Annotated in this window: 20 protein-coding genes; 14 read left to right on the forward strand and 6 right to left on the reverse strand. The window is 59.9% G+C overall.

The window, feature by feature from the left end; translation table 11 throughout:
- The first annotated feature begins 66 nt into the window (after positions 1-66).
- The 6 genes from AC1RAC_RS20350 (at position 67) to AC1RAC_RS20375 (ending at position 6,268) form a co-directional block, all read left to right on the forward strand.
- A complete protein-coding gene (locus tag AC1RAC_RS20350) occupies positions 67-585 on the forward strand; it encodes an RNA polymerase sigma factor (RefSeq protein ID WP_073525848.1) in 519 nt (172 codons plus the stop codon).
- Complete coding sequence (locus tag AC1RAC_RS20355; RefSeq protein WP_236452391.1) at positions 582-1,550, forward strand: FecR domain-containing protein; 969 nt, start codon at positions 582-584, stop codon at positions 1,548-1,550. Before AC1RAC_RS20350 ends, AC1RAC_RS20355 begins: the two co-directional genes overlap by 4 nt.
- Before the next feature lie 219 nt (positions 1,551-1,769).
- Entirely contained in the window at positions 1,770-4,199 is a 2,430-nt protein-coding gene (locus AC1RAC_RS20360) for a TonB-dependent siderophore receptor (RefSeq protein ID WP_089041446.1), read from the forward strand.
- Positions 4,200-4,261: 62 nt separating this feature from the next.
- Positions 4,262-5,365, forward strand: coding sequence for a PepSY-associated TM helix domain-containing protein (locus AC1RAC_RS20365; RefSeq protein ID WP_034128863.1), 1,104 nt, complete (start codon positions 4,262-4,264; stop codon positions 5,363-5,365).
- The gene (locus tag AC1RAC_RS20370) at positions 5,362-5,532 is read left to right on the forward strand and encodes a hypothetical protein (RefSeq protein ID WP_087149549.1); all 171 of its coding nucleotides are present in this window, start codon (positions 5,362-5,364) and stop codon (positions 5,530-5,532) included. Before AC1RAC_RS20365 ends, AC1RAC_RS20370 begins: the two co-directional genes overlap by 4 nt.
- A 106-nt stretch (positions 5,533-5,638) precedes the next feature.
- A complete protein-coding gene (locus AC1RAC_RS20375) occupies positions 5,639-6,268 on the forward strand; it encodes a glutathione S-transferase (RefSeq protein WP_069868812.1) in 630 nt (209 codons plus the stop codon).
- 207 nt (positions 6,269-6,475) lie between these two features.
- Here the strand turns inward: AC1RAC_RS20375 and creD are convergent, their stop codons facing one another.
- Genes creD through rloA2 form a run of 4 tightly spaced genes read right to left on the reverse strand, consistent with a single transcriptional unit; the run spans position 6,476 to position 10,493 of the window.
- Positions 6,476-7,825 (reverse strand): cell envelope integrity protein CreD, encoded by a 1,350-nt coding sequence (gene creD, locus AC1RAC_RS20380; RefSeq protein WP_252949297.1) that lies wholly within the window; start codon positions 7,823-7,825, stop codon positions 6,476-6,478.
- A gap of 51 nt (positions 7,826-7,876) precedes the next feature.
- Entirely contained in the window at positions 7,877-9,316 is a 1,440-nt protein-coding gene (gene creC, locus AC1RAC_RS20385; RefSeq protein WP_294138534.1) for a two-component system sensor histidine kinase CreC, read from the reverse strand.
- On the reverse strand, positions 9,316-9,984 hold the full coding sequence (gene creB / locus AC1RAC_RS20390; protein ID WP_054896765.1) for a two-component system response regulator CreB: 669 nt from the start codon (positions 9,982-9,984) through the stop codon (positions 9,316-9,318). Before creB ends, creC begins: the two co-directional genes overlap by 1 nt.
- A gap of 8 nt (positions 9,985-9,992) precedes the next feature.
- Positions 9,993-10,493: a retropepsin-like aspartic peptidase RloA2 gene (gene rloA2 / locus AC1RAC_RS20395; RefSeq protein ID WP_014720226.1), complete on the reverse strand. Its 501-nt coding sequence runs from the start codon at positions 10,491-10,493 to the stop codon at positions 9,993-9,995.
- A 171-nt stretch (positions 10,494-10,664) separates the two neighbouring features.
- On the opposite strand from rloA2, the gene yihG reads away from it, so the two are divergent.
- A complete protein-coding gene (yihG, locus tag AC1RAC_RS20400; RefSeq protein ID WP_236452397.1) occupies positions 10,665-11,549 on the forward strand; it encodes a 1-acylglycerol-3-phosphate O-acyltransferase, YihG family in 885 nt (294 codons plus the stop codon).
- Here yihG and AC1RAC_RS20405 read toward each other — a convergent pair.
- On the reverse strand, positions 11,546-12,118 hold the full coding sequence (locus AC1RAC_RS20405) for a DUF2780 domain-containing protein (protein WP_034128869.1): 573 nt from the start codon (positions 12,116-12,118) through the stop codon (positions 11,546-11,548). The two genes, yihG and AC1RAC_RS20405, sit on opposite strands and share 4 nt — an antisense overlap.
- 136 nt (positions 12,119-12,254) lie before the next feature.
- Here AC1RAC_RS20405 and AC1RAC_RS20410 point away from each other — a divergent pair, with 136 nt between their 5' ends.
- From AC1RAC_RS20410 to AC1RAC_RS20440, 7 genes are all read left to right on the forward strand, one after another.
- A complete protein-coding gene (locus tag AC1RAC_RS20410) occupies positions 12,255-12,713 on the forward strand; it encodes an anti-sigma factor domain-containing protein (RefSeq protein WP_054896761.1) in 459 nt (152 codons plus the stop codon).
- A gap of 325 nt (positions 12,714-13,038) precedes the next feature.
- Positions 13,039-13,401 (forward strand): hypothetical protein, encoded by a 363-nt coding sequence (locus tag AC1RAC_RS20415; RefSeq protein WP_054920761.1) that lies wholly within the window; start codon positions 13,039-13,041, stop codon positions 13,399-13,401.
- Positions 13,402-13,630: 229 nt separating this feature from the next.
- Positions 13,631-14,110: a hypothetical protein gene (locus AC1RAC_RS20420; RefSeq protein ID WP_054896760.1), complete on the forward strand. Its 480-nt coding sequence runs from the start codon at positions 13,631-13,633 to the stop codon at positions 14,108-14,110.
- A 163-nt stretch (positions 14,111-14,273) separates the two neighbouring features.
- Positions 14,274-14,984 (forward strand): ABC transporter ATP-binding protein, encoded by a 711-nt coding sequence (locus tag AC1RAC_RS20425; protein WP_054896759.1) that lies wholly within the window; start codon positions 14,274-14,276, stop codon positions 14,982-14,984.
- Positions 14,972-16,183, forward strand: a complete 1,212-nt coding sequence (locus tag AC1RAC_RS20430; protein WP_492616936.1) for an ABC transporter permease — start codon at positions 14,972-14,974, stop codon at positions 16,181-16,183. Before AC1RAC_RS20425 ends, AC1RAC_RS20430 begins: the two co-directional genes overlap by 13 nt.
- A gap of 4 nt (positions 16,184-16,187) precedes the next feature.
- Positions 16,188-17,597: a TolC family protein gene (locus AC1RAC_RS20435; protein WP_233101204.1), complete on the forward strand. Its 1,410-nt coding sequence runs from the start codon at positions 16,188-16,190 to the stop codon at positions 17,595-17,597.
- 73 nt (positions 17,598-17,670) lie between these two features.
- Entirely contained in the window at positions 17,671-18,855 is a 1,185-nt protein-coding gene (locus AC1RAC_RS20440) for an efflux RND transporter periplasmic adaptor subunit (protein WP_372241999.1), read from the forward strand.
- 57 nt (positions 18,856-18,912) lie between these two features.
- Here the strand turns inward: AC1RAC_RS20440 and fdhA are convergent, their stop codons facing one another.
- Positions 18,913-20,112: a formaldehyde dehydrogenase, glutathione-independent gene (gene fdhA, locus AC1RAC_RS20445; RefSeq protein ID WP_014720230.1), complete on the reverse strand. Its 1,200-nt coding sequence runs from the start codon at positions 20,110-20,112 to the stop codon at positions 18,913-18,915.
- Between the last annotated feature and the right edge of the window lie 34 nt (positions 20,113-20,146).

The raw sequence follows: 20,146 nt of genomic DNA on the forward strand, positions 1-20,146 counted from the left end.
CCCACCCTACGCCTCTGACACAATCGCGAATAATTCTCGTTAGTTTAAACCTTATTCGGTGATGCCTTGTCGTCGGTCCATACCCCACGCAGTGAGCTTGTTGGTGCGTTATATCGCGACCACCGTGGCTGGCTGTTGGCGTGGCTGCGACGCAACGTGGGGTGCCCAAGCCGCGCCGAAGACCTGAGCCAGGACACCTTCATGCGCCTGCTGGGCCGTGACGAGTTGCGCGAGCCTCGCGAACCGCGGGCGTTCCTGGTGGCCATCGCCAAGGGTTTGCTGTTCGACTATTTCCGTCGTGCGGCCCTGGAACAGGCCTACCTCACCGAATTGATGCTGATCCCGGAAAACGAACAGCCTTCGCCGGAAGCCCAGCAACTGATCCTCGAAGACCTCAAGGCCATCGACCGCCTGCTCGGCAAGTTGTCGAGCAAGGCCCGCGCCGCGTTCCTCTATAACCGCCTCGACGGCCTGGGCCATGCCGAGATCGCCCAGCGCCTGGGGGTTTCGGTGCCGCGCGTGCGCCAATACCTGGCCCAGGGCATTCGCCAGTGCTACATCGCACTGTATGGCGAGCCGTCGTGACCGCGATCGGCTCCAAACCGGTGTCGTCGCGCGTGCTGGATGCCGCGATTGCCTGGCAACTGTCCCTCGACTCGGGCGACGGCAGCGCGGTGGAACAGGAAGAGTTCAGCAAGTGGCTGGCCAGCGATGAGGAACACGCTCGCGCCTGGCGCCAGTTGGGCATGCTCGACCAGCGTTTCAGTGTGGCCTCGGGCCCGGCTCGGGCGGCGCTGCTGCAGTCGCGCCACGGCATTCGCCAGCGCGTGCTCAAGCTGGGCCGGGGCCTGGCCAGTATCGTGCTGGTGTGCGGCCTGGCGCTGTTTGCCGGTGAGCGTTACGTGCCTATTCACTATTGGCTGGCCGACCAGCGCACCGCCACCGGTGAACAGCGCACGCTGAAGCTGGCGGACGGCACGCGAATAAACCTCAACACCCACAGCGCCATTGATGTGCGCTTCGACGAAACACGCCGCTTGATCGTGTTGCAGGCAGGCGAAATTCTCGTCGAAACCGGCCACGACGATTCGCGCCCTTTCTACGTGCAAACCCGCGACGGCAGCCTGCGGGCGCTGGGTACCCGGTTTATCGTCAAGCGCGAAGACGACGCTACGCGCCTGAGTGTGTTGCAGTCTGCCGTGGCCGCCCAGCCCGAGGCGCTGCACCAGGAACAAGTGTTCAAGGCGGGCCAGCAAGTGCTGATGCGCAGCGACGGGCTCGGGCCACTGTTGGCCGTCACCCCCGCCACCGATGCCTGGACCCGCGGCATGCTGGTAGTGGACAACGCTCGGCTGGGGGATGTGATCGAGGAATTGGCGCGCTATCGCACCGGCTACCTGGGGGTGGATAAGAACGTGGCCGACCTGCGCATCACCGGCAGTTTCCCGCTGCACGACACCACGTTGGCATTGAATGCGCTGTTGCCGACTTTGCCGGTGCAGATCGAGCAGCACACGCCGTGGTGGGTGACCGTCAAGGGTAAGCCTTAGGCTTGATCGTTCCCACGCTCCGCGTGGTAATGCAGCCCGGACGCTCTGCGTCCCAGGCCGTGACGCAGAGCGTCACACGAGGCGTTCCCACGCGGAGCTTGGGAACGATCACACCCTCAAGCACACCTGCGAAAAATATTTTCATTCACCCCTATCACTTTTCGATTCTCGCTCGGCACCTAGGCAATTGAGAAATATTTCCATTCAGGAGCCACCCTTATGTCCCGCACGCTAGACACCTTGTTGCGCCCCAGCCTGTTAGCCATGGCGATCGCCCTCAGCGCCCCGCTCGCCAGCACCCCGCTGATCGCCGCCGAACAAGCCTCCAGCGTGCGCGCCTATAACCTGTCGGCTGCGCCCCTGGCCACCACCCTGAACCAGATCGCCAGCCAGGCCGGCCTGGCGCTGACCCTCAACCCCGCACTCGCCGCCGGCAAGACCTCGGCGCCGGTCAAAGGCCAGTTCGATGCGCAGGGCGCGTTGCGGGAAGCGTTGCGGGGGACGGGGTTGCAATTGGAGCAGAGCAGTGCGGGCACTTACACCCTGATGCCGGTCCCGGAAGGCGTCGTTGCCTTGCCGACCACCAACATCACCGGCCAAGGCAGCTATGAAAGCGCTTGGGGGCCGGTGGAGGGATATGTAGCAAAGCGCACCGCCGCCGGCACCAAAACCGATACCGCGCTGGTCGAGGCACCACGCTCGATCTCGGTAGCCACCCGCGAGCAAATGCAGGACCGTAACGTGCAGAACCTCGACGATGCGGTCAAATACATGCCCGGTATCGTGTCTGCCAGCTACGGCAGCGACACCCGTTACGACTGGATGCGCGTACGCGGCTTCGAGCCGACGCAATTCCTTGATGGCCTGCCACTGCCCCGTGGCGTGTACGCCAACCCGAAAGCCGAAACCTGGAACCTCGACCGCCTCGCCCTGCTGCGCGGTCCGGCCTCGTCAGTCTATGGCCAGACCCCTCCGGGCGGCCTGCTGGATATGGTCAGCCGCCGCCCCAGCGCTGAATCGAGCCACGCCATCCAGATGCAATACGGCAGTGACAACTACCGCCAGATCAATTTCGAAAGCACTGGCAAGATCGATGATGAGGGCCAGTTTCTCTACAGCGTTGGCGGCGTGGTACGCGATGCCGGTACCCAGGTCGATCACATCGACAACAAGCGGTACAACATCGCACCGAGCTTGACCTGGAATATCGACACCGATACCAAGCTGACCTTGCTGTCACAGTTCACCCGTGACGATACCGGGGCGACCAGCCAGTTCCTGCCGATCCAAGGCACCAAAATCAAATCACCGCTAGGCGAGGTTTCCCACCACAAGAACCTCGGCGACCCGGACTACGACTTCTACGACCGCACCTACTACGCATTGGGCTACGCGTTCGAGCACCGCTTCAACGATACCTGGCAATTCAAGCAGAACCTGCGCTACACCAAATCCGAATTGGCGTTCCAGCAACTGACGGTAGGCTCGTTTGCCTTCTCCCCCGCCGATGCCAATGGCGACATCAGCCGCTCTTCGACCAATGTGGACGAGGACATCAGCCAGTTCGCGGTGGACAACAACTTCCAGGCTGACTTCGCCACTGGCGACATCTCCCACACCGTGCTGCTGGGCCTGGATCATCAACGCACCGACACCTCGTACCTGGCGATTTTCGGCGACGGTGGCACCACGAACATCTTTAACCCGGTCTATGGCCAGCCGATCGTGCGCCCGGCGCGCTCCACCGCGTTCTACGATTACAACCAGAAAACCGTGCAGACCGGCCTTTACGTGCAGGACCAGATGGCCCTGGACAACTGGCGCCTGACTCTTGGTGGTCGTGAAGACTGGGTGCACCAGGGCACCACCTACTTCAACAAGAACGACGCGACCAATACCGACCGCAGCAAGAATTTCAGTGGCAATGCGGCGCTGAGCTATGTGTTCGACTCGGGCTTCGTCCCCTACCTCTCGTACGCCGAGTCGTTCCAGCCTGCGAGCAACGCCAGCGTCGACCCCCTCCAGTCGTTCAAGCCGACGGAAGGCAAGCAGTGGGAGTTGGGGATCAAATACCAGCCACCCGGCTCCAACACCCTGCTGAGTGCGGCGGTCTACGACCTGACCCAGAAGAACGTGCAAGTCACCAGCTTCCAGTCCGGTGGTGCCTCCGTGACCGACCAGACCGGAGAAGTAAAGGTCAAGGGCTTGGAGCTGGAAGCCGTGTCTGATGTGACCGAAAACCTCAAGGTCATCGCGGCCTACACCCTGGCCAAGTCCGAGGTGCAAAAAGGTCAGTACAAAGGCAACCGCCTGCAACTGATGCCTAACCAACAAGCGTCCTTGTGGACCGACTACACCTGGCACACCGGTGCCCTCGACGGTTTCGGTATCGGCTTCGGCGCACGCTACACCGGCAATACCTATGGCGACCAAGCCAATACCTGGGCCGGCAAGGCCAACGCCTACACCGTGTTCGACGGCTCCGTGCATTACGACCTCGGTCGCCTGGACAACAGCCTCAAGGGCGCATCGGTGAAAGTGAACGCGACCAACCTGTTCAACAAAGACTACATTTCCACCTGTGATGGCTCCTATTGCTACTTCGGCGACCAACGCAGCGTCGTCGCCAGCGCCACCTACCAGTGGTAATCAGCTGAGCTAACCACCAGGCCGCCCAACAAGGCGGCTTTGGTGCATCTGAAGGCTAGACAATGAAAAGCAAAACCATCCGCCGCTGGTCCTTCATCCACACCTGGACCAGCCTGATCTGCACCGTATTCCTGCTGCTGCTCGCCCTCACCGGCCTGCCGTTGGTGTTTCACCACGAGATCGACCACCTGCTGGGCAATGAGCCCGAACTGGCGCAGATGCCTGCCGATACGCCCCGGCTCAACCTTGAGCAGCTTGTAGCCAAAGCCCAGGCCCATCGCCCCGGCGAGGCCATGCAGTACCTTGCCTGGGACGAAGACGACAATAACGGCGTGATCGCGATCATGGCGGCCACAGCCGGTACTGAGCCGAACTCGTCGCACACCTTCATGCTCGATGCACGCACTGGCGAAACCGTCGAAATGCCGTCTGCCAATGGGGGCTTCACTCTGTTCCTGCTGCGCCTGCATGTGGATATGTTTGCCGGCCTGCCCGGCAAGTTGTTGCTGGCGTTCATGGGCCTTCTGTTTGTGCTGGCGATTATCTCGGGCACGGTGTTGTACCTGCCCTTCATGCGTCGCTTGAAGTTCGCCACCGTGCGCCAGGACAAGTCCACTCGCCTGCGCTGGCTCGACCTGCATAACCTGATCGGCGTGGTCACTTTGACCTGGGCGCTGGTAGTGGGGGTAACCGGCGTGATCAGCGCCTGCGCCGACTTGATCATCGCGGCGTGGCGCGAGGACAGCCTCAGCGCCATGATCGAACCCTACAAGAACGCCCCGCCACTGACCCAACGCGCGCCCGCCACGGAGCTGTTGAGCATTGCCGCCAAGGCCGCTCCGGGTATGGAGCCAGACTTTATCGCCTTCCCCGGCACGCGTTTTTCCAGCGAACATCACTACGCCGTGTTCATGAAGGGCAGCACCCACCTGACCTCCCATTTGCTGACCCCGGTCCTGATCGACGCCAGCACCCTGGCCGTCACCGCCATCGCCGAACGGCCGTGGTACATGGATGCCATGGGCATGTCCCAACCCCTGCATTTCGGTGATTACGGCGGCATGCCGATGAAGATTTTGTGGGCGGTGCTGGATGTGCTGACCATCATCGTGCTGGTGAGCGGCATTTACTTATGGATCGTACGGCGCAAGGCGGCCAAGGTATGAAGCCACGGCAGTCGAATTTCTGGAAGGTCTTTGCCATACCGCTGGGGATCGGCCTGCTCAGTGCCGCCGGGTTGTTTGCGGCGTTGCTGGGCGATGGGTGGTGGGATTCGTTGAGTTGGATCGGGCTGGGCATACCCGCGGCCATTGCCGTCTACAAACTACTGTAGGAGCGAGCTTGCTCGCGAAAAACCTGAGAGCACCGCGTTAAACCAGGCGAGCTGCGTTATCGTTGGCGTTATTCGCGAGCAAGCTCGCTCCTACAGAGGAATGCCCATGTCCGCCCCCAGCATGACCTTGTTCCACAACCCCGCTTCGCCCTTCGTGCGTAAAGTGCGCGTGCTGCTGATCGAGACCGGCCAGCAGGATCGTGTGGCCCTGCACGCGTGCCTGCCCACGCCGGTCAACCCGGATGCCGAAGTGCTGCAAGGCAACCCCGTGGGCAAGATCCCGGCCCTGCGCCTGGCCGACGGTTCGGTATTGCACGACAGCCGGGTGATTCTCGACTACCTCGACCACCAGCATGTCGGCAACCCGTTGATCCCCCGCGACGGCTCGGCCCGCTGGCGGCGCCTGACCCTGGCCTCGATGGCTGACGGCATCATGGATGCCGCCGTGCTGCTACGTTACGAGACTGCCATGCGTCCGCCAGAAAAACACTGGGCTCCCTGGCTGGATGAGCAGCGCAACAAGATCCGCCGCGCCCTCGCCGAGCTGGAGCGGGACGCCATTGCCGAACTGGCCAGCCACTTTGACGTCGCCGCCATCAGCGTGGCCTGTGCCCTGGGCTATATCGACTTTCGCCACCCGGATATTCAGTGGCGCTCGGACACTCCCAAGCTCGCCGCCTGGTACGCCGAAGTCAGCCAGCGGGCTTCGATGCAGCAGACCCAACCCCCGGTTTGACCAGTCCCCTGCAGGAGCGAGTTTGTTGTGGCGAGGGAGCTTGCTCCCGCTCGACAGCGCAGCTGGAGCCGGCTTTATCAGGGGCGCTTCGCACCCCAGCGCAAGCAAGCTTGCTCGCCACCACAAGCTCGCTCCTACAGTGAGAGGCGGTGTGATTGAGGAAGTTGACCATCCTCGCTTTCATCCGCTGATCTTCGCGCAGCCCGATCATTGCACTTCCCCCACCTTACGCTTGCCCACCCCATACCAATCCAGTTTGCGCGTCAGCACCATCACCGTACCCAGCAGGCCAAACAGCAGCAGCGAGCCCATCAACAGTGCGTAATCCTCGGCACTGAGCAAGCCGTACAGCAAGCCATACAACGCCGCCAGCCCGGCCGAAAACCCCACACCGTGGGCGACGCTACGCAGCACATGGCATACGTAGAAGCCGATCAACACCACACAGGCGCTGGCGGATATCAGGTAGGCCAGGGCAAAGCCCAGATGCTCGGACAACGACAACAGCAGCAGGTAGAAGAACGCCAGCGCCACGCCCACCAGGGCGTACTGGATAGGGTGCACCGCCAGACTCTTGAGCACCTCGAAGAGAAAGAAGCCGGCAAAGGTCAGGGCGATAAACAACAGCGCATATTTGATCGCCCGATCGCTCTTGAGGTACTGGTCTACCGGGTCGATGAAGTTCACCCCAAAGCTGCGGTTGCTGAAGTCTTCACAGCCTTGCCCGTCCAGGCAGTTCTGCAGGGCTTGTTCGAGGTTGGTGGAGAAGAATGTCGTCTGCCAATTGGCGCTGAAGCCCTGGTCGGTCACCTCACGTTGAGCCGGCAGGAAGTTGCCGACAAAGCTCGGGTGCGGCCAGTTGGACGCCAGTGATACCTGGCTGGTCTTGCCCACCGGCACCACTTGCAGTTGCTCGGTGCCTTGCAGGCGCAGGTCGAAGGCGAACTCCAGCACGGCGGGTTTCTTGCCGTCCTGCGCCGGCAGCGTCACATGCACGCCCTCGCCCAGCCAGTCGACTTGGGAGCCTGGCGAGAACTCCAGCCGCTGGTCACCCAGCTCCAGTTTCAGCGCGTTTTCAATACCACGAATATCACTGATGCCCACCGCCAGAAACGCCGGCTCAAAGCGGTAGTCGGCAAAGTCTTCGGTGATCCCCAACTGCGCCGGCAAGTCGAAACGCCCGCTGATACGGTTGTCGGCATGGAACAGCCGCGCCTGGTAAATGCCCCGCGCACGCAGTTCGGTTTGCACCTTGCCGTCGAGCTCAAACCGGTCCGGCAGGAAATACAGACGGCCGCGTTCTTCACGGGTTTCTTCGTAGCGCTTGTTGAGCTTTTCATTGAGCTTCCACTCACGCACGGTCTTGCGATACGGCACCACCATCACCGGCCCGGTGAGGCGCTGGGCAAAGCTCGAACTGCGGGCAATGTCCATCAGTACGCCGTCGCGCAGTTGCTGGCGGTCGCTGATGATGCCGTTGATCATCAACAATGGAATCAGCAACAGCAGGATCAGCAGCGCAATCGCGCCCAATTTGAAAAGCAGGTTGCGGTTCATGGGTCTCTCCCTGTTTTGATGGGGAGAGTCTGCCCAGTCGGTATGGGAGATTTATGTGGGCAATGTGGAGACTGTGTGGAGATGCAGCACCGCTTGCACGCCGCCCGGTACGTTGCCGATCTGCAACGAGCCGCCGTGCAGCTTCATCACCTCCTCGACAAAGTTGAGCCCCAGGCCCGTACTTTTGCGCCCGCTGGCCGGACGTGGCAGCGAGTAGAACCGCTCGCTCAGGCGCGGCAAGGCGTAATCGGGAATCGCCTTGGCCTGGTTAAACAGGCTGACCTGCACATCGTGATGCTGCACCTGGGCGCTAAACCGCAGCGTGCCGCCGGGTGGGGTGAAGTCCAGAGCATTGTCGAGCAGGTTGCCCAGGGCCTGGCGCAACAGGAAGGGCTCACCAAACACCTTCACATCGCCAGCAATGGCCTGCTCCACCTGCAAGCCGGCGCCTTCGATTCGTGCACATTGAGCCTTCAGCACATCTTCAACCAGCGTTGCCAAAGGAATGCTCGACTGCTCTTCCAGACCCTGGCGCTGCTCCACCTGGGCCAGGTTCAACAGGCGTTCGATCAACTGTTGCAGGCGCGCACTTTCGCTGTCGATATTGCCGACAAACCGCTGCTGCTGCTCGCGGCTCATGTCACCCTGCAACAGCTCTGCTGCACCGCGAATCGCCGCCAACGGGCTCTTCAGTTCATGGGTCAGCGTATGCACGTAGCGCTCTACGTAAGCCTTGCCTTCCAGCTGCGTGCGCATGTGTTCCACGGCGGTGGATAACTGCTTGAGCTCGCCGCCGCGATAATGCGGCAACTCGGCGCGGCGGCCCTCGCTCACGGCTTCGGCATAGGCGGTAAGGCGCCTGAGGGCCGCCGTCAGCCACCATGACAATAGCGCGCCCAGCAGCAGCCCCAGGGTGACCAGCCCGGCGCCGTACCACAGCAGGCGCCGCTCGGTGCGATCCACGTAGGGTTGCAACGAGCTGTTGGGCTTGGCCACCGTGACCACGCCGATGATCTGGCCGTTATCGCGAATCGGCGCCCCCACGTGCATCACCGATGAGGTGGGGTCGTCTGCATCGCTGCGGGTGGAGCGCGCACCGTATTCGCCACGCAGGGTCAGGTACACGTCGTTCCATTTCGAATAGTCCTGGCCCACCGCTTCACCGCTGGAGTCGAGCAATACCCTGCCCTTGGCGTCGGTCACGTAGATGCGATGGTTGACCTGGTTTTTCGGCAGCCCCCAGATCACCGCACCCGGCTGACGGTTGCCATAGGCCTTGAGCAGCTCGGGCCAATGGCTCTGGCCGAGGGTGCCGTTTTTAACGTCTGCACGCAGGATTTCAGCCAGCAGGTTGGCGGTGTCCACCAATGTTTCTTCGGTGGACTGGCGCACGCCGGGGCGGATTTCCTTCATCACGGTGTTGAGCACGAAGTAGCCGGTCAGGCCGATAAACAGCGCATACACCAGGAAAATCCGCAGCCCAAGACGCATCAGCTGTGTCTCGGGCTGTAGCTATAGCCAAGGCCACGATGGGTCTGGATCGGCTCGGCATCCGCCGCCACGCTCCTGAGTTTGCTGCGCACACTCTTGATATGGCTATCGATATTGCGCTCGTAACCGGCATCAAAGGGTACGCCCACCGCGTCCAGCAGTTGCTCGCGGCTGAACACGCGCTCGGGTTGGTCCAGCAGACTTTGCAGCAGGCGGAACTCATGACGCGTGAGACTCAAGGGTTGGCCGCGATAGAGAATCTGCATGCGTTCCAGATCCACTTGGAACAGGGTTGGCGCCACACCCGGGCCGACCCGCTTGAGAATCACCCTGACCCTCGCCGCCACTTCCCGCGGGCTGAAAGGCTTGACCACATAATCGTCGGCACCGATCTCCAGCCCTACCACCCGGTCGATCTCAGCATCCCGTGCGCTGAGGAACATCACCGGCACTTCACTGAAGCGGCGCAATTGCTTGCAGGTTTCAAAGCCGGTGATGTCCGGCAGGCCGATGTCGAGAATGATCAGGTCGGCCGGGGTCAGGCGCTGATGTTCCAGCGCCGCCTGGCCGAGCGTCAGCCAGGTGGTGGTGAAGCCCTCGCCTTGCAGGGCAAAGATCAGCGTGTCGGCTATTGCCGCTTCGTCTTCGACAATCAGGATGTGCGGCATGGGTTCAATCAGCAGTCCGGTTTGTCGGCAGTGTAGCGACGTGCCGGGTTTACCGCAGCGCCAAATTCACGCAGGGCCTTGGCGCCGATCAGCAGCGGGTAGTTGAAGCTGCTGCGGTCGGTGAGGTTGACCTCGACGGTGCGCTTGACGTCGCCCAGGCACATCTCCAGATCGATCACCGGGCGCTTGGCCACACTGGCTTCGTCCTTGTCATCATCTTCGTCGGCGCGGCTCTTGATCTTGCTGATGCGCGACACCTTGTGCTCATAGACCTTGTTACCCGCGTCTTCACCGCCGAGGCGGAAGCGCACCCAGTCATCGCCGTCGCGCTGAAAGGTTTCGATGTCGCGCGCCGACAGCGAGGCGGTCAGCGCGCCGGTGTCCATCTTGGCCTTGAACGTCTGGCCGATCTCCGGCAACTGGATGTATTCGTAGCGACCGTAAAGGGTCGGTTCGGCGGCCATGACAGGCACAGCAACCAGGGCGAACGCGGCAAGGAGCAATTTCACGGCAGGATTTCCTCGAAAGAAGTGGGCGGAGTCTAGACCGCAAACACAGCACTTAGTTGGATGACCGAGCATATCGCGCACAGTGTGAAACATTCGTCGGGCAATTTGCGATTTGGCCTCTAGACTCACCTTGCTTATCATGGCCCGCCCACAGAATTCCAAGAGTTGCTTATGCGCCGCCTGCTCACCGGCTGTCTGGTTACACTGCTGCTGTTATTCAACACGCTGATCCTGATCGGCCCCTTGATGGTCTTCGCCCTGCTCAAGCTGGTGGCGCCAGGGCGCTCGCGTGACTATGCCTCATGGGCGGTTATGTGGATCGCCGAGACCTGGGCCGAGATCGACAAGCTGATCTTCTCGCTGTGCATTCCAACCCAATGGGATATTCGCGGCGGTGAGGACCTGCGCAGGGACACCTCCTACCTCGTCATCAGCAACCATCAATCCTGGGTGGATATCCCGGCGCTGATCCAGGCGCTGAACCGGCGCACGCCGTTCTTCAAGTTCTTCCTGAAAAAAGAACTGATCTGGGTGCCCTTCCTCGGCCTGGCCTGGTGGGCGCTGGATTACCCCTTCATGAAGCGCTACACCAAGGCATTCCTGGCCAAGCACCCGGAGCTGGCGGGGCAGGATCTGAAAATCACCAAAGAGGCCTGCGAGCTGTTCAAGCGCCAGCCGGTCACGGTGGTCAATTACCTGGAGGGCACGCGGTTCAACGAGGCCAAGCGCAAGCAGCAGGCGTCACCGTTTACCCGATTGCTCAAGCCCAAGGCGGGCGGCGTGGCATTTGTGCTGGCGGCGATGGGCGAACAACTGGACGCGATCCTCGACGTGACCGTGGTATATCCGCAGCAAAAGATTCCGGGGTTCTGGGACTTGATCAGCGGCGCAGTGCCGAAGGTGATCGTGGATATCCGTACCCGCGAACTGGACCCGGCGTTGTGGCAAGGGGATTACGAGAACGATCCGGCGTTTCGCCAGACCGTCCAGAACTGGGTCAACCAGCTCTGGATGGAAAAGGATGCGCGCATCGAACAACTGCGCCAAGAGCCTTAGCTGCCGGTACCCCAGGCCTGAGCCAATTTGCCCAGCACGGAACTGCTGGCGCCCTCGCCTCCCAGGTATTTCAGGATCACCGGGGCAAACTGGCCGACCATGCCGCTGTCCATGCCCAATGCGCTGAAGGCGGTGTTCAAGTCATTGGTGCTTTTCACGTTGCCCAACAGGCCGTCCAGGCCGCTGGTCTTGCTGCCACCGGTTTGGCCGAGCATCCCGCTCAGGGCACCGAGGCTGCCCAATGCGTTATTACCTGACAACTTGTCGAGGCCCGGTACAGTGCTGCTCAACTGCGAGAAGTCATTGCCGCTCAGTTTGTTCTTGGCCAGGCCCAGCATGGCGCCCGTGCCGCCCACTGCTTGCTCGGGGGTGATGTTCAGTTGCGAGGTCAAGGCCGTCAGCAGGTCGGCCGTCTCCGAGGTGGGCGCGGCGGCGGCAGCCTTGTTGTTGCCACCCTGCATGCCGGAAATGGCATTGGCTGCATCGCCAAGGCTGAAACCTGCGGCGAACACCGGGCCGGCGGCCACGGTCAACAGGCAGGACAGGGCAAAACCGCGTGAAATCTTCATCGAAACAACCTCTGGGTATAGGGGTAAACGCAGGCGTTGGACTGGGTATCCCGTCGGTTGTTCCGGAGCCCCTGAGGAACCCATCGGGGATAAGCGGGTCCATGAACTGACTACAAAATTTGTCGAGAAGAGACTTATGACTGCGATCCAACCCCCAGTGATTGAGCACAAGCCTGCGTTCTGGAGCCGCCCTCGCCTGTTCATCGGCGCCTGTGCGGTAGTGGTTGCCGGTATCGGCGGCGCGCTCTACACCCAGGACAGCGTCAAATCCGCGGCGACATTGGTGACCACGACCCAGCAGCCAGCCGCACAAATCATGGCCCACAAGGATTACCTGGAAGTGCAGCCGATTGCCTCCACGGCGCCAGCACCGGACCAAAGCCTTGAACTCTGGGCGATTCCCAAAGACGGCACACCGGTATCCCTTGGCCTGCTGCCGGAGGATGGCAAAGGCATCATCGGCCTGAATCCGCGCCAGCAAGAAAGCATCAGCAAGCCGGTGGAGCTGATGGTGAGTTCGGAAACCAAGGGTGGCTCGGTGAGCAAGCAACCGACAGGGCCGACGGTCTACCAAGGCGCCCTGGCCACGCGCTAATCACCGGCTGACACTCGGTTTAAATGTAGGAGTGGGCTTGCCCTGATGCCGATCTGTTAAGCGAACGCAATGTTCAAAGCAACAAAGATCAAATGTGGGAACTGGCTTGCCTGCGAAAGCGATAATGCAGTGACTGACACATCGCCTTCGCGGGCGAGCCTGCTCCCAGAGATGGTCTCATTTGCAGACTCACCGGCCGACCCGTTGCATGTCCCGTAACCTGCTGTAGCAGCTTCCAAGGAACCTAACCCGTGTAACGCCCCACCCAGATCGGCCTCCCAACGCAGAGCAGGGAGGACTACCTCGTGGACAAGGAGTTATAACGATGATCGGATGGGTACCTAATCTCTTTTCCCTAGTCACCGCCTACAACCTGCCAGCCAGCAACGCAGCCGTCGACACGGGCCAATGCCCTGCCGTCAGCGACATCCATTCAAAACCCTACACAGACCCCGACCTGCCGCCGCCCTATGGCGAGGGCTATCAGTATTCAGCCCAAACCCAAGGCAAAACATGGACGGGGCAAACCGCCGGGACCAACGATGATTTTCTGGACCCGGAATACGCACTGCAGGCAGAAGCCATCAACGTGCGCGACGGTAAGGTGCACTGTGATTACGGTGGAAAACGTTTGATAAAAAACGGTGAGGTGGCCGATCCCTATTTGCGGTTGACGGCGCTTAAGTGATGCAAAGGGCGACTCGCAGGTCGCCCTTTGTTTGCTTGCGCATCAACTGGCAGTTTCCAAAGAACCTGTAGAAGCGGGTTTGCTGGAAATAGCAAACCTCAGACAAGTCCTACTTAACTAACAATAGAAAACTATCAGACTGCAGCCAACCCGTTCTAACAACAACCAAGCCACGGGCCAGGCCCCTCACGAAGTGCCGAAAACAGCAATGAATTTTTCGGAGAACGACATGTTTAAATCCTTCTTAAAACCCGGACTACTTGCAATTGCGCTGTTCGGCCTTCCGGCCGTTGCAAGTGCGAGCGGGTTAGCGAGCGCTATCGGCACCATCACTGTTCCGATTGGAAACTCTTTCTCAAATCAAGCTGTCACTGAATCAGCATTTTCTCATTCATGCAGCACTGGGAAGTTTGTCGGCTACGTTCAAGGCGTTATTGCCGGTAGCGGAAGTACCATACATTACGTGCGCGTAGACAGGTACCGAATTGTGAAAACCGACGGGCACACCGACAGAAGCAAAGCCAATGTCAATATAAAGACCGTCAGCCGAAATGGAACCCGCGTGACAAAGTCAGCAGATGCCATGAAGCAGGACAGGCAATGGCATGATTTGAAAATGGCCAACTATAACCCCGGTTTGCGAAGTGCGGAAATTGAGATGATATTTGATAAGTCCGGGTCCGACCCTAGATGCTTTATCTCGATCTAAGCCGCTGATTGTTCGCCGCTGGTGCTCTTGCATTTACAAAAGCACCGGCGTCAGGCACCTAGCCAAATGAAAAGACAACTCGCACACGGTTTGTTGTTTGCATGCGAACAGTCAAATACATTGTCGCCATCCCGCCTCTTTTATCGAACATCCTGAACTTCAAATGCTCGTGATCCCTGCCCCCCCGCTCGCCCTCTCGCTGCAGGGCGTATGCAAGTATTATCAACTTGCCAAACAGCCCATCTCAATTCTTGAGAACATAAACTTGCAGATAAACGCAGGTGACCACTGTGCCGTGCTTGGCACTTCGGGCTCAGGTAAGAGCACATTACTTAACATACTCGGCCTCTTGGACCGGGCTGATGAAGGGCGGTATGAGTTTTACGGACACGACACATCCAAGGCGACACCGGATCAACTGGCCGTGTTACGCAACCGACACCTAGGCTTCATCTACCAGAACTTCAACCTGATGCCACGCCTCAGCGCACTGGACAACGTCGCCTTGCCTCTCTCCTACCGTGGCCTTGGCCGGCGAGTAGCCCTGCAGCGTGCCATGCACAGACTCGACCAGGTCGGCCTCAGCCACCGGGCACATCACCTACCCGCCGATCTGTCTGGCGGCCAACGACAGCGAGTCGCAATTGCGCGAGCTCTCGTGGGGGAGCCTTCCCTGATTCTCGCGGACGAGCCCACTGGCAATCTGGACAGCCGCACGGCAAACGACATTCTGCAATTGTTGCTGGCAATCAATCGTGAGCACCGCGTCACGCTGATTGTCGTCACCCATGATTTAGACATCGCCGCGCGCCTGGACAGACAAATCTTCGTTCAGGACCGAACCCTGCGTGAGCACGAACCGTGTCAGAACTGATGAGCGGCGGGAGCCAAACTTTTCGCGACCTGATACATGACGTCAGAACCAACCTGCGGACCTTGGGCAAACGCGCAGTGCTCACCCTTCTCGGCGTCGTCATGGGGAGCTGCTCGGTGGTCGCCCTCATCAATATCGGTCACAACGCCGCCGAAGAAGCCGCTGCAATCTTCCAGGGAATGGGTGTCGATACACTAGTTGCACAGGTTTCAAATGCCGCAGATACGAGGCAAGCCTCGCCGCTGCCCGCAGGCATTACTCAACTGCGCAATAAAGTCCCTGATTTAGTGAACATTGCACCCGTTGCCCTGATGGGCAACTCAGTGACGTTCAAGGGGCGCGACATTTCTATCCAACTGATCGGCTCAACGCCCCCACTGAAACAGGCGTTGGGCTTGGAAGTGCATGAAGGGCGTTTTCTGAGCGAATTCGATGACCAAGCCACTCATGCAGTGATAGGCCGCCAGCTCGCCAATGAACTCTCCAGCGCTGGCACGCCGGTGCGCATAGGCGACACACTACGAGTGCAACATGCACTGTTCCAAGTCATAGGCGTTCTGCATCCACGGTTTGCGTCGGCGATTGCTCCGTTCGACCCCAACACCTCCATGTTTATTCCACTGCAAGGTGTCAGCCGACTACAAGCTTGGGCGCCAGTCACCCACGTTTTCGCACGTGCTCCGGGCGCGCGTCCTATTGGTAGCGTGGCGTCCGACTTCAAACACGGATTAAGACAGCTATTTCCCGGCCAGGACATCGACGTTCTGGTCCCCCAGCAGATCATCGACGGCCTGTCCCAACAGAATCGAACCTTCACCTATCTGCTAGCCGCCCTCGCTGGCATTTCGCTTATCACCAGTGGTGTCGGGGTGATGAACGTCATGCTGATGAGCATCGCGCAACGGCGCCGAGAAATCGGTTTGCGCATGGCCATGGGCGCTCGTCCCCGCGATATCCGCAACCTGTTCATGATCGAAGCACTGACCTTGACCACCTTGGGAGCACTTACCGGAGCCATCCTGGGCGTCGGCTTGGCCCTCATTTATGCCCGTGTATCGGGATGGAGCTTCGCGCTGTCGCCAATGTCGGTGCCGTTGGGCATTGGCAGCGCGATAGTAGTCGGTATGTTTTTTGGGCTTTACCCCGCCCTTTCCGCCTCGCGGCTACAACCTGTGGAAGCGCTGCGTGAAGACGAGTAGATACTTGGTGCTGACCGCAGCGTTTTTCTTGTGTGTCCAGAATGCCAAAGCCTCCTCGCTGTTAAGCGAGCAGACTATCGGCATGAGTCTGGCGGATGCCCTTTACCTTGGCCTGCGCAACAACCGTGAAATACGCAGCGCTTACTTGCAAAGGGAGGGCCAAAAATTCGACCTGCGCGTGGCTGAGGACGCGTTCAAGCCAAAACTCTTGCTCAAGAGTGAATACACAAACATCAGAAGCAGCGAAGACCAAGCTCGTCAACTCGCACTTACCCCCACGGCTACGTTGCTCGGACAGTACGGCACGCGCTTGAACGTGGGATGGACCCAGCAGCTCAACCATTCCGAGCAGGTGGGCCACCTGCGCAGCGACGGGATAAACCTGGAAATAATCCAACCGTTATTGCGCGGATCCGGCCCGGATGTCACCACCGCCCCCCTGCGGCTCGCAAGACTGTCAGAGCAAGCCAACCGCCTGAACCTCAAGGCGAATATTTCTCAAACGGTCTCCACCATCATCACAACCTATCGGGAGCTGATCAGGGCTCAGGAGCAACTGGGCATCGTCCAGGCGTCGCTTCAAAGGGCGCAGGCCTTGTTGACGGTGAACAAAGCACTGATCAACGCCGGGCGCATGGCTCAATTTGAAATCGTGCAGACCGAAGCTGACATCGCCGTCCAGGAACTGAGTGTCGAAGAAGCGCAAAACCAGCTAGATATTCAACGCCTCGCCCTGCTGCGCCTGCTGGCACTGGATTTGTCCACGAACATTCAGGCCACCGAGGCCGTACAGGCAACTCCCCTGGAGGTCGATCTGCCACAAGCCATTCACCTGGCGCAAGCTCAGCAACCTCAGTACCTCTCCACATTGCTCAATGGCCAGCAGGCCGCGTTGGACATGATCCTCGCCAAGGATGCCGCTCGCTGGGACCTCTCTCTGGTGGCAGGTGCCAGTCAGGTGCGTGAGCACCCAGGCACCGGCTCTGCTCGGCGCTGGGAAAGCTATACCGGCCTTCAGTTGGAAATCCCCATTGGCGACATCAGCACCCGCCAAGCGCAGACACGTGCGCGTATCAATGTAGAACAACAGCAGTTGCTAATCGCCGACGCCCGTCAAGAATTGGAACGCAACGTCAGCAACGTAGTGCGCGAACTGGGCACCCGCTGGCGTCAATATGAAATCGCCCTGCGTGCCAACGAACTGTCCACGCGCAAGCTGGACATCGAGCGCGAAAAACTCAGCGTCGGGCGCTCCAGCAATTTTCAAATCATCAGTTTCGAAAACGATCTGCGCGATGCGGAAAATGCACGTATCAACGCACTCATCGCTTATCTGAACGCCCAGACGCAATTGGACGAAACCCTCGGCATGACCTTGGAAAAATGGGAGATTGCACTTGAAGGCCCACACTGAAAAGGCCTGTCACTCGCACTATTGGCGCATAGGTTCGATGATGCTGATAGCGTTGATTGGCGCTGCATTGATCGTGAAAAAAGTTGCGATTGCGCCGCCCCCCGCACCGCAATGGGTGAGCGTGCAAACCAAGCCAATGACACTACATATCGGCCTGGTCGGAAAATTCGAGCCTATCCAAACCATAGTGCTCAACGCACCATTCGAAGGCGTTATCCAGTCCCTCGAAGCCGAACAGGGCCAGTGGGTACAGAAAGGCCAAGCGCTTCTGAGCATGGACCCTACGCTGATCGAGCTGCAGTTACGCGAAGCCCTGTCCGGGCAACTCAAAGCCCAACGAACCGTGCACGAGTTGAACAATTGGGAAAATGGCACTCAAGTCACACGAGCGCGTCGTGCGTTACGCACCGCCGACATCTCACTGAGCAACCTGGAAGGCAGGCTACGAGAAAACCGCCATCTGTTCGAACGCGGCATTATTGCGCGCAACGAACTTGACGAACTGGAGCAGCAAACGAAGTTGCAACGACTTGAACGCAGCAGCGCTCAAAACGAGCTGAACGCGTTATTAGACGAAGGGAAAGGGCAGGCTCGGCAGATTGCCGAAATGGAGCTGACCAATGCCACGGTGAGGTACGAACAGCTGCAACGGTTGATTGCCAAACAAGTCGTGGTAGCACCGTTCACCGGCGTTATTGTTCCTGTAAATGCCGCACAAGGGGCCGAAGTAACGCCTCTCGTACAGACCGGCTCAAGGGTCAGTCAGAATCAGGCTCTGCTGGGTTTGGCCAATACCGAAACACTGAAGATCGTCACTACGGCATCCGAGCTGGATATCAACCAGCTGCAACCGGGACAGCGCGTTGAAATCCTGGGTGATGGATTTCTCGGCGAGCCGCTGCTTGGCCATGTGCAAGCGGTCGGCAACCTGGCCTTGCCCAGCGATGACCCCGGTGACAGTGCACTGTTTCCCGTCACACTGAGCGTGGCGGCATTGACGCCAGGACAGGCCAAGCGTATCCGTCCCGGTATGAGCGCACGCCTGAACATCACGGCCTACCACAATGAACAGGCCATCATCGTGGCGCCCGAAGCGATAAGCCAGGAAGGCAGTGAAATGGTCGTGATTTACCGTAAAGGCGAGGGCCAGCCGATTGAACGCCGGATCGTAGAGGTGGGCCATGCCAACGCCGAGGGCGTAGAAGTTTTTGGTCTTGCACCCGGGCAGGTGAGCCTTGGCAGCTCATCGCGAGAATGATGCGCGTCTTTGTTAAACAAAGGGCGACCCGCGGGTCGCCCTTTGTTTGCTTTGCCTTTACGCCGCACTGAACAGCTTGTGCGGATCAATCACAAACTTCTTCGGTACACCCGCATCGAACTCGCCATAGCCACGTGGCGCATCATCAAGGCTGATCACCTGCACGCCGACGATCTCAGCGATGTTGATACGGTCCCACATGATCGCCTGCATCAGTTGGCGGTTGTACTTCATCACTGGCGTCTGCCCGGTGTGGAAGCTGTGGGATTTGGCCCAGCCCAGACCAAAGCGAATGCTCAGGCTGCCCATTTTTGCGGCGGCATCGACAGCACCTGGATCTTCGGTCACATACAGGCCTGGGATACCGATCTTGCCTGCCACACGTACCACGCCCATCAGCGAGTTGAGCACGGTGGCCGGGGCTTCGGCCTTGACGCCGTCGTGGCCGTGGCCGCGTGCTTCGAAGCCCACGCAGTCAACGGCACAGTCCACTTCGGGCTCGCCCAATAGCGCGGCGATTTGTTCGTGCAGCGGGGTGTCGGTGGACAGGTCGACCACTTCAAAACCCTGAGCCTTGGCGTGGGCCAGGCGGATCGAGTTGACGTCGCCGATGATCACCACCGCTGCACCCAGCAAGCGAGCGGAGGCGGCAGCCGCCAGACCCACCGGGCCGGCACCCGCGATGTAGACAGTGCTGCCTGGGCCGACGCCGGCAGTAACAGCGCCGTGGTAGCCAGTGGGCAGGATGTCGGAGAGGCAGGTCAGGTCACGGATTTTCTCCATGGCCTTGTCACGGTCCGGCAGTTTCAGCAGGTTGAAGTCGGCATACGGCACCAGCACGTACTCGGCCTGGCCGCCGGTCCAGTCGCCCATGTCCACGTAGCCGTAGGCGCCACCGGCACGGGCCGGGTTGACGGTCAGGCAGACGCCGGTGTGTTGTTCCTTGCAAGAACGGCAGCGGCCGCACGCGACGTTGAACGGCACGGACACCAGATCGCCGATTTTCAGGTTCTCGACGTCGCTGCCCTTCTCGATGACTTCACCGGTGATTTCATGACCGAGCACCAGGCCGGTCTGGGCCGTGGTGCGCCCACGCACCATGTGTTGGTCGGAGCCGCAGATGTTGGTGGAGACCACGCGCAGGATGACGCCGTGCTCAATCTTCCTGCCACGGGGGTCCTGCATTTTGGGATAGTCGATTTTCTGTACTTCGACCTTGCCGTTGCCGAGATACACGACACCACGATTACCAGACATGCTTTCACCTCGCTGTTGTTTTTATGGAACTGCG

This window comes from Pseudomonas sp. GW823-FHT02F05, assembly GCF_058797315.1.